The organism is Planctomycetia bacterium (assembly GCA_015075745.1).
GTDB lineage: Bacteria > Planctomycetota > Phycisphaerae > UBA1845 > UTPLA1 > UTPLA1.
The window spans coordinates 710,346-724,644 of sequence record JABTTW010000002.1; the positions used below are offsets into that span (position 1 = coordinate 710,346).

Annotated in this window: 10 protein-coding genes; 6 read left to right on the forward strand and 4 right to left on the reverse strand. The window is 62.1% G+C overall.

Annotation, left to right across the window (positions count from 1 at the left end; all coding sequences use genetic code 11):
- Window positions 1-81: 81 nt before the first annotated feature.
- The 3 genes from HS101_16505 to nbaC all read right to left on the reverse strand — a co-directional run bounded on the left by HS101_16505 (window position 82) and on the right by nbaC (window position 3,238).
- Window positions 82-1,217 (reverse strand): IS630 family transposase gene (locus HS101_16505; GenBank protein ID MBE7507867.1). Its coding sequence is split into 2 segments (ribosomal slippage): window positions 82-785 and window positions 785-1,217, totalling 1,137 coding nucleotides; the frame shifts between segments, so codons are not numbered across the junction.
- Between the two features lie 97 nt (window positions 1,218-1,314).
- Window positions 1,315-2,670, reverse strand: coding sequence for a PQQ-dependent sugar dehydrogenase (locus HS101_16510; protein ID MBE7507868.1), 1,356 nt, complete (start codon window positions 2,668-2,670; stop codon window positions 1,315-1,317).
- Window positions 2,671-2,707: 37 nt separating this feature from the next.
- Complete coding sequence (gene nbaC, locus HS101_16515) at window positions 2,708-3,238, reverse strand: 3-hydroxyanthranilate 3,4-dioxygenase (GenBank protein ID MBE7507869.1); 531 nt, start codon at window positions 3,236-3,238, stop codon at window positions 2,708-2,710.
- A 202-nt stretch (window positions 3,239-3,440) separates the two neighbouring features.
- Between nbaC and HS101_16520 the strand changes: the two genes are divergently transcribed.
- The 5 genes from HS101_16520 to HS101_16540 are packed head-to-tail and all read left to right on the forward strand — an operon-like array spanning window position 3,441 to window position 11,288.
- The gene (locus tag HS101_16520) at window positions 3,441-4,193 is read left to right on the forward strand and encodes a UMP kinase (GenBank protein MBE7507870.1); all 753 of its coding nucleotides are present in this window, start codon (window positions 3,441-3,443) and stop codon (window positions 4,191-4,193) included.
- 26 nt (window positions 4,194-4,219) lie between these two features.
- Window positions 4,220-5,317, forward strand: coding sequence for a 23S rRNA (adenine(2503)-C(2))-methyltransferase RlmN (rlmN, locus tag HS101_16525; GenBank protein ID MBE7507871.1), 1,098 nt, complete (start codon window positions 4,220-4,222; stop codon window positions 5,315-5,317).
- An 18-nt stretch (window positions 5,318-5,335) separates the two neighbouring features.
- Window positions 5,336-6,403, forward strand: coding sequence for a tRNA lysidine(34) synthetase TilS (tilS, locus tag HS101_16530; GenBank protein MBE7507872.1), 1,068 nt, complete (start codon window positions 5,336-5,338; stop codon window positions 6,401-6,403).
- Complete coding sequence (locus HS101_16535) at window positions 6,400-7,674, forward strand: glycosyltransferase family 39 protein (protein ID MBE7507873.1); 1,275 nt, start codon at window positions 6,400-6,402, stop codon at window positions 7,672-7,674. Before tilS ends, HS101_16535 begins: the two co-directional genes overlap by 4 nt.
- A complete protein-coding gene (locus HS101_16540; GenBank protein MBE7507874.1) occupies window positions 7,668-11,288 on the forward strand; it encodes an AsmA-like C-terminal domain-containing protein in 3,621 nt (1,206 codons plus the stop codon). Before HS101_16535 ends, HS101_16540 begins: the two co-directional genes overlap by 7 nt.
- Window positions 11,289-11,362: 74 nt before the next feature.
- Here the strand turns inward: HS101_16540 and rnr are convergent, their stop codons facing one another.
- Window positions 11,363-13,744, reverse strand: coding sequence for a ribonuclease R (gene rnr / locus HS101_16545; protein MBE7507875.1), 2,382 nt, complete (start codon window positions 13,742-13,744; stop codon window positions 11,363-11,365).
- A 135-nt stretch (window positions 13,745-13,879) separates the two neighbouring features.
- Here rnr and HS101_16550 point away from each other — a divergent pair, with 135 nt between their 5' ends.
- Entirely contained in the window at window positions 13,880-14,287 is a 408-nt protein-coding gene (locus HS101_16550; protein MBE7507876.1) for a YlbF family regulator, read from the forward strand.
- The last annotated feature ends 12 nt before the right edge of the window (window positions 14,288-14,299 follow it).

A 14,299-nucleotide genomic window follows, 5' to 3' on the forward strand; every position in this document is an offset into this window, starting at 1 on the left:
TGCCCACGGATTGGGATCCGTGGGCTTGGGGTGTCGCGCGGACGGCGCGAACATCAAGCGCGAATGTGACCTAGTACTCCGTCATGTTTCAATTTGCGGGTAAAGCCGATGGAGCTTCACGCGGGCATCATCGGTGGTGAACTGCCAGTTGATTCGTTTGGATCGATGGTTCCGATTTGATTCCCATGCCTTCACTTGCTTTGTTAGGGCCTTTTCATCGGGGACGCGGCCGTTGAGAGCCTGCTTTTCCATCACGCTGAACTCGATCTCCGCCATATTCAACCACGATCCATGCTTGGGCGTATGCACCACGTCCAGCTTGTCCATCAGCCGTCTTGCCTCGGCTGGAGGGAAGGCGGCATAAAGGCTCGACACGGTGTGGGTGTTGAGATTGTCCATCACCACGGTGATCTTCTCCGCACGGCGGTAGTGGAGGTCCACCAGCGCCCGCATCTGGCCGGCAAAGTCGGTTTTGCAACGCCGCGACGTCACCGTCACCTGCCGCCAACCTTTGAGCGGCTCCACGAAGACAAACAAATTCGCCGTCCCATTGCGCTCGTATTCATAGTCATACCGCGCCGCCTGACCCCGCTTCGCCGCCATCGGCCGACGTACCTCCGAGACCAGTTGCTTGGACTTCTCATCGAAACAGACCACCGGGCGTTTCGGATCATAGGGCCGGTGATAAACCTCCAGAACATTTTCCATCGCACAGACGAACGCCGCATCCTGGTCCGGCGGAATGCACCACATCTTCTTCTGCCACGGTTTCAACTCGTTTTTTGAAGAACACGCCGGATCGTCTCATGGGACACCGCGTCCACGATCTTCAATTCCACCACCCGGTCGGCCAGCAGCCGGAGCGACCAACGTTCGTATCCCTTCGGCGGCTGCGAGCAGGCCACGGCCACAAGTTTGGCCTCCTTGCGGCCGTCGAACTTTGGCGCCACCGGCGGGAAGGGCCGTTTCTTCGGTGCCAAACAGGCCTCCAATCCTTCCTCTACAAACCGCTTCCGCAGGTACTCGATGCTCCGAACCGACACCGCCAGGCCTTCTGCGATCCGCGTATCGGGCCAGCCCGGTCGTGACTTCGATTCATCCGCCTGAAGCAGAATGTTCGCGTGCCGAATTTTGTAGGCCGCCGCCCTGCCCGTCGAAACCAACTCCTTTAATCGCCGCCGCTCCACCGCCTCCAGCCGAACCACATACCGTTTCATCGCCGATCCTCCATGATCAACAGGCCATCCACGGCCATCCAATCATGAACATCGACCCTTTCCAAAAATAACCCGCAAAGCTAACGATGACGGAGCACTAGTTGGGCAGGCGCAGAGAATCGACGAAGCCCTGGATGTCGAGGCCGGTGACGATGCCGTCGCCGTCGAAGTCGGCCTGGGCGATTTGCAGGGGGTCGGCGGAGTTGCCGAGGAGGAGGTCGAAGAAGAGGGGCATGTCGTCGTCGGTGACGTTTTGGTCGCGGTTGATGTCGCCCATGGGGAAGCGCGGGCGGATTTTGAAGACTCCGCGGAAGGTGTGTGAAACGACGTAGAGGTACCCATCGGGTCCAATCTGAAGATCAGTCACCAAGCCAAAGCCCGAAGCAAACAGAAGCTGACCGTCGTCTTCATCTTCAAAGTCCATCACGCCATCGGCCAAGTTTCCACCAAGAACGAACGAGTCACGGTCTTCGTTGAGCGGAAATCGAAAGAGCTTATTGGTGCTTACATTTCCGACAATACAGTTGTTTCTTAGGTTAGCCGAGAATCTAGGGCTGTTGAGAAACCTGATTGCCGTCGGCGCGATCGTGAAGGCCCAACTAAAAACAGGATCGGCATACGAACTTCTGGGCACCTCGTACAGACTTCCAGGATCGCCGTCAATCCTGGAGAGCGGACCCATGAGTCGATCCCAGCCGCTGTTGAATCCTGGTCTGACTATGTTGATCTCATCGTAACTCGCTGGGCCATTCTCTGTATCCCAAAGACAGCCTGTCTGCGGATCGAACGCAAATCCGAATGAATTTCGGATTCCGTAGGCATAAATCTTCTCCCAGCCCGGCTCAGTGAAGGGATTGTCAGAAGGAACGGAACCGTCGTCATTGAGACGAACAATCTGCGCAATATTGAGCAGCGGAGCGGTAGCGTTATTCGTCGTTTTGCTCGCGCGGCGCGTATCACCCACAACAGCATATAGCTTTCCATCAGGCCCGAAAGCGATTATTCCTCCATTGTGACTCGAGTTCGTCGGAAAGGAAATAAGGAAACCCCTGCTGATAAAACTATTACCATCCCACCAATAGCGAACAATTTGGTTGCAATTCCTTTCTGAGTCAGTGTGATAAAAATACACCCAGCCTTTGTTGGTAAAATCGGGGTGCAGGGCAATTCCGAGCATTCCCTGCTCAGAACCAGTTATGCTGTTTAGCTGCAGAACGGTGGACAAACTCGGTCCAGGTAACTTGACGCGAATGACCTTTCCGGTCCGCTGTTCAAGAACAAGGAAATCACAATGGCCGATGAATGCCATGGTCGTAGGAAAATCGATGCCCGTTACGATAATCGTTGTATCGAGTACCGTCGGCGGCGACACAGCACCGGCAGAATTGTCCCTAGCCGAATAGACGGCGAGCACCATAATCGCAACGAGGCGACAACTTTTCATCAGTGTCATGCCTCCGGTCATTTCCTGATTCTACTGTAGTGCGGGCCTAAATGCTCTGCAGCGGCCCCGGTTTTTCTACGCGCTTGCCGCATTTTTTGCAGGTTCGGCGGGCCTCGTCGTGCCAGAAGTCTTCCATAGCCTTGCTGAAGTGTTCGACGATGTCGGCGCAGTCGAACTCCAAGTCCTCGACCATGGCCGAGCAGCCGGGGCAGTACCAGATGATGTGCTCGCGCTCGCCCGGGGGGCGGCGGCGCTCGACGACGACGCCGATGGTGTTCGGCGGGCGCTGCGGGGCGTGGGGGACATTCGGCGGGATGAAGAAGGTCTCGCCCTCACGGATGCGGTAGTCGACGATCTTGTCACCCTCGTGAATCTTCACGACGATGTCGCCCTTGACCTGATAGAAGTATTCCTCGGAATCGACGAGGTGGAAGTCGTTTCGCGCGTTGGGGCCGACGATGACCATGACGAAAAAGTCGCGGCCGTCGTAGAGGTAGCGGTTGGCGACGGGGGGCTTGAAGAGGTGCTTGTTTTCCTCGATCCACGCGTTGAGGTTGATCGGCTTCTGCACTGCCATGACGGGCCTCCCTGCTAGAGCACGTTCGAGAATCACGCGAGCGGTCTGATGGACCGTGCATATTCTATCGAATCGGCCGGGGGGCACCAAGCCGAATCGCGCCGGGACGGCACGGCCCCGCGCCTGATATCCCGATTCGCTGCGCCGGGTTACGATAGGGTTCGAAGTTGAGGCCCTGTTTGCCGAATCGGCAGGAAGTGACATGAGCAAGAAAAAGAAGAGCGGGGCGAAGTCTCGCGGCGGACAGAAGATTCACCGTGTGGTGCTGAAGATCTCCGGCGAAGGATTTTGCCAGGCGGGAGAGTTCGGGCTGGACGGCTCGGCCCTGCGGCGCATCGCCGAGGAAGTGATCGGGGTGTCGAAGCTGGGCGTGCAGGTGGCTGTGGTGGTCGGCGGGGGCAATTTTCTGCGCGGGGCCAAGATGGCGGAGAAGCTGAGCATTCAGGAAGCGACGGCGCACTACATGGGAATGCTGGCGACGATCATCAACGCCCTGGCGCTGCAGGACATGCTGGAGGAACTGGGTCAGCCGGTGCGGGTGCAATCGGCGGTGGCGGTTCACAGCGCCTGCGAGAACTTCATCCGGCGGCGGTGCATTCGCCATCTGGAGAAGGGACGCGTGGTCATCCTCGCAGCGGGCACGGGGCGGCCGTTTGTGACGACCGATACGGCGGCGGCGCTGGCGTCGGTGGAGCTGGGGGCGGACATCCTGTTCAAGGCGACGAATGTGGACGGGGTCTATACGGCGGACCCGAAGAAGGACCCGAAGGCGAAGTTCCTGGCGAAACTGAGCTACAATGAAGTTATCGACAAGCGGCTGAAGGTGATGGACGTGTCGGCGATCGACATGTGTCAGCGGCACGGGGTTCCGATCACGGTGTTCTCGCTGATGAAGCCGGGCAACATGCGGAAGGCCGTTCAGGGGCATCGGATCGGTACGATCATCCACGAGTAAGGGCGCGGCGAGGCAGGTATTCATTGATGAGCGAAGCAGCGTCGGCGGCAGACCGGCGACATTTACTGGAACTCGATCCGACGGCGCTGACCGAGTGGTTCACCGAGCACGGAGAGCCGGGGTTTCGCGCCGGGCAGGTGCTGTCATGGATTTATGAGCGCGGCGTGACCGACTTCGCCGCGATGACGAACTTGTCGAAGCTGCTGCGCGAGGGATTGGAGCGGGAGTTCGTCCTGTATCGCTCGCAGATTATTCGGCGCGGGGCTTCGACGGATGGGACGGTGAAGCTTCTGCTTCAGTGGCCGGACGGGGCGACGAGCGAGTGCGTGCTGATCCCCACGGAGACGCGGCGGACGGCGTGCATCAGTTCGCAGGTCGGGTGCCCGGCGAAGTGCCGGTTTTGCGCGAGCGGGCTGGATGGCCTGGAGCGCAATCTGACGCACGGGGAGATCATCGAGCAGGCGCTGCGGGTGAGTGCCGAAGCGACGGCATCGGGCGCGCGGTTATCGAATGTCGTTTTCATGGGGCTGGGCGAGCCTCTGGCGAATTATGAGGCGGTGATGCGGGCGGTGCGGACGATCAACGCGCCGTGGGGGCTGAACATCGGGGCGCGGAAGATCACGGTGAGCACGGTCGGACTGCCGAAGATGATCCGAAAGCTGGCGGGTGAGGGATTGCAACTGAACCTGGCGCTTTCGCTGCACGCTCCGAGCGACGAACTGCGACAAGAGTTGATTCCCTGGGCGGAGAAGATCGGCCTGCAGGAACTGAGCGCGGCGTGCGGACACTATTTCGAGAAGACGGGGCGCGAGATCACGCTGGAATACATCCTGCTGCACAACGTGAACGACCGGCAGCAACACGCGGCCCAGCTCGCACGGTTCTGCAAGCTCTTTCGCTGCAACGTGAACCTGCTGCGATACAACCCGGTGGAGGGGTTGCCGTACGAGCGGCCGACGACGGAGTCGGCCCATGCGTTTGTCGAGTATCTGAGAGACCACGGCGTCAACGCGCACATTCGCACGAGTCGCGGACTGGATATTGACGCGGCCTGCGGGCAGCTTCGCCGGAAGGTGCGCGCCGAGGGCGCCGTTTCCCTGACGGTCGGCCGGACTCAGGACTGACCGGCGGCATCCAAGATCATGGACGTTCGTCATTTTCATCGCAGTTTGTTTGAATCAGCGCGGCGGTTGATCCCCCACCGGGCCGGCGTTGTCTGCGCCGTGTCGGGCGGAGCGGACTCGGTGGCGATGTTGCACGGGCTCTTGCGGGTCAATGAGATTCACGACTGCGGATGGCGGCTTGTCGTGGCGCACCTGGATCATCAACTGCGGCCGACGTCGGCGGGCGATGCGGAATTCGTCGGACGACTGGCTGACGAGTTGAGGCTGCCGTTTGTTTGTGAGTCACTGGATGTTCGCGCGGCGGCCGAGACGACGGGCCAATCCATTGAGACAGCCGCGCGGGAGCTACGCTATTCATTCCTGAGAAGGGCTGCCGAGTCGCAATCCGCGAGCATTGTGAGTGTCGCGCATCATGCGGACGATCAGGCGGAGACTGTTTTGCATCGAATTCTTCGGGGGGCGGGGCTGGCCGGTCTGGCGGGAATGCCGCGGCAGCGAGCGCTGGGCGATGGTCATACCCTGGTTCGCCCGATGCTTGGGTTCTGGAAGCGGGATGTTGTCGCGTACTGCGAGGCCGCGGGTCTGACGTTTCGGGAAGATGACACCAATGACGATCCTGAAGCGGCGACGCGAAATCGAATTCGCCATGTGCTGATCCCGCTGATCGAGGGTGCGATCAATCCACAGGTCGGCCGGGCGCTGGTTCAACTGGCCGAGCAGGCAGCGCGAGCGCAGGAAGTGATTCGGTCTGACGCGGCGGATGCTTTGGACGCATGCGCCACACGATCCATCGCGGGTGAGTGGACGCTGGACGTGACGTCGCTTTCTAACCTGCCCCGGGCCGTCAGAACGGAAGTGCTGCGGCTGGCGATCGAGCGGTCGGGGGCTGCCATGCAGTCCATTGGCTTCGTGCGAATCGAGGCGGCGGCCGAGTTGATCGATGGGGACGGCCAATCGCGACGGGTGGAGATGGCCGGCGGCGTGACGATTGAGCGGCGCGGAGGGAAGCTCGTGTTGCATGTCGGCGAAGCGCGGCCAGGGCGCGACAATTTCGACAACCATCAAATCCAAGAAGCGTGCCGGTGACTGGGACTTCCCAACGTGACAGCGTGGAACCATCGGCGCCGTTGTGCGTCCCAACCTACCGCAGATGGCTTTGCGCGACTCTGCTCGGAGGCGTAGCCCTTCGGGTTTGCCTGCTGGTCTATGCCGAGCAGCGACCGGAGCGATTCGATTTTCCGGATTCACATCGATACGTACGAGTCGCCCGAAACATCGTCGCGGGGAAAGGGCCGATCGACTCGGCGCAGGTGAAGGCGGGAACGGACCCGGTCTATCCGGCGATTTTGTCAGCGGGTATCCGGCTCGGCGCAAGCAGCGACGAGGCAGTGTTTCGATTTGGTCGCATCGTCAACGCCGTGTTTTCGTGCGCGTCGATCCTGTTGATCTCGATGCTGGGCCGGGCGATTTGCGGCGATCGCGCGGGACTCATCGCGGCGGGCATATTTGCGATCGATCCGATTCTCCTGTTCTTCAATGGACTGGTGCTGACCGAGACGGTGCATATCACGATTCTACTGGCGGCGATGTGTTGCATGGCGCGACTATCGAGTCGTTATGCCCTCCTGCTTGCGGGGTGCAGCGGATTGCTGCTCGGCCTCGGCGCGATGACGCGGAGCACGGGGTTCCTGCTTGTCTTCGCGATGCTTCCGGCGGTGTGGCTGTTAACAAAGCCGGGCATGCGGCGCGCGACGGTTGGGCTGTGTCTCGTGGGGAGCATCGCGGCGCTGGCGCCGATGGTGATGCGCAACTATGCGGTGCTGGGCGCGTTCGTGCCGGTCCGAACGGGCGGCGGCGCGAGCCTGATGGAGGCGCTGGGGCCGTGGGCGGACGGCGGACCGGGGATGGATCGAATTGTTTATCCGGCGATGCCCGACGAGGCGAATGAAGTCGAGCGGGATCGGATCTGCCGCGAGGCGGCGGTGGACTGGGCGCGGGAGAATCCCGGGGCGGCGCTTCGGCTTTGCGTCGTGAAACTGGCCCGGACATGGTCGCCGCTGATGCACGCCGAGGGGTATTCGGGCATGGGGCTACAGGCGGTCGCCCTCGCATCCAGCATTCCCGTCTATATTCTGGCGGTCTGCGGGGCCTTTTCGATGCGAAAAAGCCCGGCGAAACTCTTGCTGCTGGCGAGCCCGGTGGTTTACTTTTCGCTGGTACATATGGTGTTCGTGGGGTCTGTTCGATACCGTGCGGCGATGATGCCGATGATGTTTGTACTGGCGGCCGTCGCGTTGGCCCGGTTCCTGGAGACTCGAACCACGGGCAGAGCTGGCGGCAGGGGCGCTACATGCTGATCCCGCTACACACCACACCGATTCGTCGTCCCAACCGGTGGCGGCAGTTCATTCGCCGCCGGGCGCTGGAGCGGCATCCGGTCTCGGTGTCGCGCGAGCGAATCGGCATCATCCTGCTCTGCGCGATCGTGTTGGGGTTGACCTGGTACGGCATCAATACGCGCGACGCGACGATCCGCGCGCGGGCGGAGGAATTTCTGCGCGGGGCGACGGGCGGCGATGTGACGGTTGAGAGCGCCAAGTTTCGCATGTTCGGGGGCATCACGCTGGAGAAGGTGCGCGTGGCCGTTCGTTACGACGAGAACCTCGACCCGAGCGCCAAGAGCATCGAGGCGCGGGAGATCTTCTCGGCCCGGCAGGTTCGGCTGATTCACGATCCGTGGCGACTGCTGTTCGGTTCATTGCACGTTCAGCGCGTGGTTGCATCGGGGCCGCGCATCACGCTGGTCCACAATGTCGATACCGACGTTCGCAACTGGCAATTGCTCACGCCTCACGCTCAACGATCCAGCGCCGCCAAGTCCGGCGGGCGACCGATCATCGCCCTTCGGTCGGCCATCGCGACGATCGTCAGCGTGAATTCCACCGGCAAACGAGAGTTCGATGAAGAGCGACTCGACGCAGATGTTCGTCCGTCGACGCAGTCGGAGACGGGCTACTACATCGAAGTGCGCCGGCTGAGCGAGCCCGCGGAGCGGACGACGGTCATCTTCGATCCCGAGGTACAGCTTGTGGCGAATACGCCGTTCGTGGATGCGCGGACGGTGCGGCTTCAATTGCCGAAGGTGGCGCGGGAGTTTTTCGATCGCATCGCGCTGGCCGGCGAGGTGAAGCTGAGCCGCCTGGCCTACAACTCCGCGCAGGAAAGCGACCGGGACACGGAAGTGGAGCTTCGGCGCGTCGAGTGCCGGATTCCGCTGTCGATGCTCGGCTCGAGCCCGGGCGGGCCGCCAACGACGACATCGCCGGCCGAGGCGGCGGTGGTGATGACTGACGTTCAGGGGCTTCTGGACCTGCGCCGGGATCGACTGGACGTGGACATCTCCGGGATGATCAACGAGGCGGCGTGCATGGTTCGCGGCGCGTTGATCGGTTCGGAGTCCTCGCCGGAGCAGATCGGCGTCGATCTTTCGATCAAGAGCAAGGATCTGGCAGCGCCGGAGGGCGCGCTGCGCCGGCGGCTGCTGGCTGATTCGCGCTTGCCGGAGACGCTGCGGACCATCCTCGCGGGCTACGACCCACACGGCCTGTTCGATCTGCAGCTATCGCTACAGCGGCCCCGCGGCGCCGGACAGACCATGAAGCTGACGGGATTCTTCGAGCCGAAGGGGGTTTCGGCGACATCGTCGGCATTTCCCTATCGCGTCGATCAACTGACCGGACGGGTTCGGTTCGACCCGCCCTTTGTCTATCTGGAACAATTGATGGGCCGGCGCGACGGGGCGATCATCAACGTCGACGCGGTGATCGACCGGACGACGGAGTTTTCGTCGGTGCAGCTTTCAGTGGATGCCATAGACGTGGCACTTAACAGCGCGCTGCTCGACGTGTTGCCGGTTCGCTATCGCACGGTCTGGGAGCGGTTTTATCCGCAGGGATGGGCCAACATCACGATTCGCAGCCAGCGTCCCGGGGGCGACGATGCCGACGGCGAGCCGCCCTGGCACACGACGGTGGTAGCGGACTTGGTCGATGCCCACCTGCTGCTGACCGATTTCCCGTATCCCCTTGAACACGTGACCGGGCGCATCGCGATTGAGGGCGATCGGATTGAGGTGCGCGGGATCCGTGGCATGCACGAGTCGGGCACGGTGCAATTCGAGGGAATCGCGGAAATGGCGGGCAACTCGATCGACCGTGCCGAGGTGCGCGTCGATGCGAAGTCGCTGAGAATGGACGATGCCCTTGCGGCCGCCCTTCCGGCGGAAGGACGCGGAGCCTTTGAACAGTTTCAGCCGGAGGGAGAATTCGATCTCTCGGGGGTGATCGCATGGACGCCCGGGACGTCGGGGCTGCGATACAACCTGACGGCCAAGCTTTGCGACGCGGCGCTGAAGTATCAGCCGTTTCCGTTTCGGATCGACGGCGTGCAGGGCGAGATTGTCATCCGGCCGGACGGCTTTTCGATTCTGGACGTCTCCGGGAAACACGGAGACGCATGGGTGACAGCGCGCGGGGACGTTCGGCGACTGGATAGCGGCTACGAGGCCGACTTGGTTTTTGACGCGCGGAACCTGGCGCTGGATGACGAACTGCGGGCGGCGCTGCCTGATTCGCTGCGGCATGTCTGGCAGGCGGTGCAGCCGAAGGGCAAGCTGAGCATTCTGTCGGCGGTGCATCTTGCATCGATCGACGGACAGACACAGCGCCATCATCGCACGCGGATAGAGACCGAGAATGCGGAGCTTTGTCTGAAGGCGTTCCCCCTGCCGCTGACCGATGTGTCGGCGCGGCTGAAGGTGGCGGACGATCATGTCGAGATCGTTTCGCTGCGCGGGCGGCGCGGCGAGGGAATTGTGGAGTTGAGCGGCGTGCTGGACTTCGCCGATCCCGGGCCGCGCGGGTCGCTGACGGTGAGGGCGACCGGACTTGTGGTAGACGATGAGCTGATCGCCGCGCTGCCGCCGCGGCTGCGCGACCTGGTGACAGCGGCAAAGCCGAGCGGGACCATCGGGCTGGAGTTTGATCCGCTGGTGTTTGCGCAAGGCACGGACGGGCGACTGAGCTGGGACGCGACGGGGCGACTGATTCTGGCCGGGGCTTCGCTGAATCTGGGGTTCAGCGCCGAAAACCTTTCCGGTCTGATCAGCGGGGCTCTGCATGTTGACACCGACGGTGAGGTGAGCCTCGACGGGCGAATGGCACTTGATACGGCGACGCTGGCCGGGTGGGAGATGAGCCAGTTGGAGGGACGCATCACTGTTGATCCCCAGTCACATCAGATTCACGTGCGCGATGCCGTGGCGGTGGCATACGGGGGGGAGGCGACGGGCGAGGCGGAGATCGACCTGCTTCACAGCGACGTGACGTATCAGGCGTCGATTGTCGCGCGCGATCTGAAGCTGCGGAGCTTTCTGGAGTCGCTCGGCGGTGATACGGACGACGAGACGCACGGGACGATACGCGGGAATCTCATCCTGCAGGGGCGCAGCGGAGCGCGGGGCTATCGCGAGGGCGCGGGGGAACTGTTTGTCGCCGGCGCGCAGGTGTGGCGGATGCCGATTGTCTTTGCGATTTTCCAGGTGCTGAATCTCACGCCGGACAAGAACGTCTTTCACGACGGGTGGGTCAAGTATTTCATTTCGCGGGATACGCTGACTTTTCAAAAGATCGACCTGCAGGGCAAGGCTGTTTCGTTTGTCGGCGGCGGGATGATGGACATGCGGACGAAGCAGCTCGACGTTCGGCTGTTGGCGGGCAGTCCGCTGCGGCTGCGTCTGCCCATCCTGACCGATCTGCTGGAAGGCGCTTCGCGGGAACTCATGGAGGTGCGGCTGACCGGCACGTTCCAGGAGCCGACGATTGAGCCGCAGCCGCTCAAGAGCCTGGCGAAGGCGCTGCAGCGCATCTTCCCGGAGGCGCCGAGCACACGATCACACCTGCCGTCGGGTTGAACAATATCGAGTATCTGAAACCATTTCGCGGCCGCCTGGGGCTGGGCGCCTCGACGGGTGCCGGTCCCCTGCCGCTATCTTCGGCCGCGTCTTTTCGATCGCCCGCCCTTTTTGGCGCCGCGCTTGTTGCCGCCTCGCGGTGACGGCCCCTTGCGGTGGCCTTTTTTGGCGCTGGGGTGATCGCCCTTGGCGCGCGGACGATCGCCGACGGCTCCAACGCCGCCAGCCCCCCCACCGCGGCGGCGCACCGGCTGGCCGCCCTGGACCAGCGCCAGATTGAGCTGACGCGCTGAGACATCCACCTCGGCGATCTGCACCTTGACAATCGTCCCCATCGTGAATGCCTGCCGGGTTCGCTCTCCCCATACGCGCCCCGCCTTGACATCCACCTCCCACCAGTCGTCGCCGAGGTCCTCCATTCGGAGCAACCCGTCGATCAGATACTTGGGGTGCTGCACAAACATTCCGAAGTTCGTGACTCCGGTCACGACGCCTTCGAACTCCTCGCCGACCTGCTCCGTCAATAGCTGCAAGACCTTGACCGTGCGAAGTTCATGTTCCGCGCTTTCCGCGCGACGGGCGTTGTAGGACAGCCGCCGGCCCATCTCGTTCAATTCGTCCACGTCAGGCACGTCTTCCAGGCCGACCTTGTTGCGACCGCCGAAGGGTCCCTCGAAGTACCTCTCGAGCAAGCGATGCACCATCAGGTCGGCGTAACGACGAATCGGACTCGTGAAGTGCGTGTAATGCTTGCTGGCCAGGGCGAAGTGACCGACGATCTTTGGCGAGTATTCGGCCATCTCCATCGACTTGAGCACCGCCAGATTCACGGCGTATGCCTCGGGCTTGCCGCGCAGCGGCTCCAACAGCGTCTGCAAGTCACGCGGCGTGATCTTCTTCGGAATCGCGAACCCCGCGGTGCGCATGAACCGGGCCATTGCCTCCAGGGAATCCTCATCCGGCTCGGGATGGATACGACGGATGCAGGGGACGCCGAGCTTGTCCATCAGGCGGGCGACCGCCTCGTTGGCCTCGACCATGAACATTTCGATGATCTTGTGGGAGAAGCTGTCGTCCTCCGGCTTGGCGTCCACCACCTTGCCGTTTTCATCGAAGATGAGGTCGACCGCGGGCAGATCGAGGACAATCATGCCTTCGTCGTGCCGTCGCTTCTGAATCGCGTGGGCCAGGCGGTCCATTTCGCGAACCAGCTCGACGACCGGTTTGGGAATGCCATCGGTGTTGCCCTCCAGGATGCCCGATGCCTGTTGATAGGTCAGGCGTTTGGCGGACTTGATGACTGTGTTGGCGAACCGGGCGCTGAGCACGCCTCCGCGCGCGTCATATCTGATGAAAGCGCTCTTGCACAGCCGAGGCTCAGCCTCCTGCAGACTGCAAATCCCGTTGGACAGCACTTCGGGCAGCATGGGAATCACATGGCCCGGGAAATAGACGCTGTTGCATCGCTGACGCGCCTCTTCGTCCATGGGTTGCCCGACACGGACGAAATGGCTCACGTCGGCAATGTGTACGCCGAGTTCCCAGGTGGCCGGGCCGATGGATCGCTCTTTGCGGCGCTTGCCCTTGGCGGGCGCTTGGCCGTCGCCCCGGCCGTCCGAAAGCCGCTCGAGCGTGATGGCGTCGTCGTAGTCCTTGGCGTCGTCGGGGTCGATGGTGATGGTGAGACGGTCGGTGAGGTCTTCGCGCTGGGCCAATTCCTTTTCGACGTCAAACGAGCGCACAGCGCTCCGGGCATCTTCAGTGACCTCTTCCGGAAATCCTTCCGGCAGATGGTATTGGCGGATGATGCTGATGAGGGCGACGCCGGGCTGGCCCTGTTGGCCCAGGCGTTCGACGATGACGCCCTTGGCTTGTTGTCCGGTCGACGGATAGCTGACGATCTCCACGACGACCTGATCGCCGACTTTCGCGCCTTTCGCGCCGACGTCGCCGACGAAGACTGGAACGTGCAGTGTGTTGCCATCCGGCTGTACAAACCACGTTCCCCCTTCGTTGCGCAATTGGCCGACGAATTTGCTGTCGCCGCGCTCGATGACCTTGATGATCCGGCCGCCGAGCGCCTTCTTGCCGTCGCGCATGCCGCGCGGAACGATCTGGCAGAGCACGCGATCGCCGGTGACGGCGTCGAGCGTGTCGCCTTTGCCGATGTAGAGGTCGCCGTGGGCCGTCGCCATATCGGGCACGACGAAGCCGAACCCGCGCGGATTCGCCCGGAATATGCCGCTGATCTGGTTGGGCGGATGCGGCAACATGACGGCGTTGTCGGTGCCGAGGACGACTCGTCCCACACGGCGGAGGGCGTCGACCGCGTCGTGAAAGTCGCCATGCTCGGCTTCGGCGATACCCATCGCCTTGGCCAGCTTGGGGCCCTTCATAGGCCGGTAGTCCGGCTGCCGCATAAACTCAAGTATTCGCTCTGAAAACCGTTTAGCCATGAATTGCTCGAAAAGATTGATCGGCCGACATCAACGCGCCGGCAGGACGTGATCGTGCGAGGGTCAACGTTGAAAACCGCTGTCGGGTATGCACCATAGCAGTATTTATCGTCGCACCTCGTGGAACGATAAGCCTTGCCGACTGCTGCGATCGAGGCGACGATGGACGTGTACGTCGAAACGACTCACCGAAAGGACTCTCTCATGGAAGACATCATCGCCGATGCCCGGTCGCTGGGCAAGAAGATCGCCTCCCACCCGCGAATGACCGCCTTCATGGCAGCGGCCCGCGCGGTTTCCGAGGACAAGGAGGCCCAGGAGACGCTCAAGGCCTATCAGACTCAGATGGAACGCATCCAGGAGTTGGAAGGCACCGGCAAACCAATCGAGGTGGCCGACAAGCGGAAGCTGGCGGAGTGCGAAGCGGCCGTGGCGGGCAACGACAAGCTCAAGGAAATGATGAAGCGCCAGACCGACTACATGGAAATGATGCACCGGATCAACAACGCCATCGACGAGGCCTCGCAGGCGGCGGGCGGTTGACGCGCGACTTCC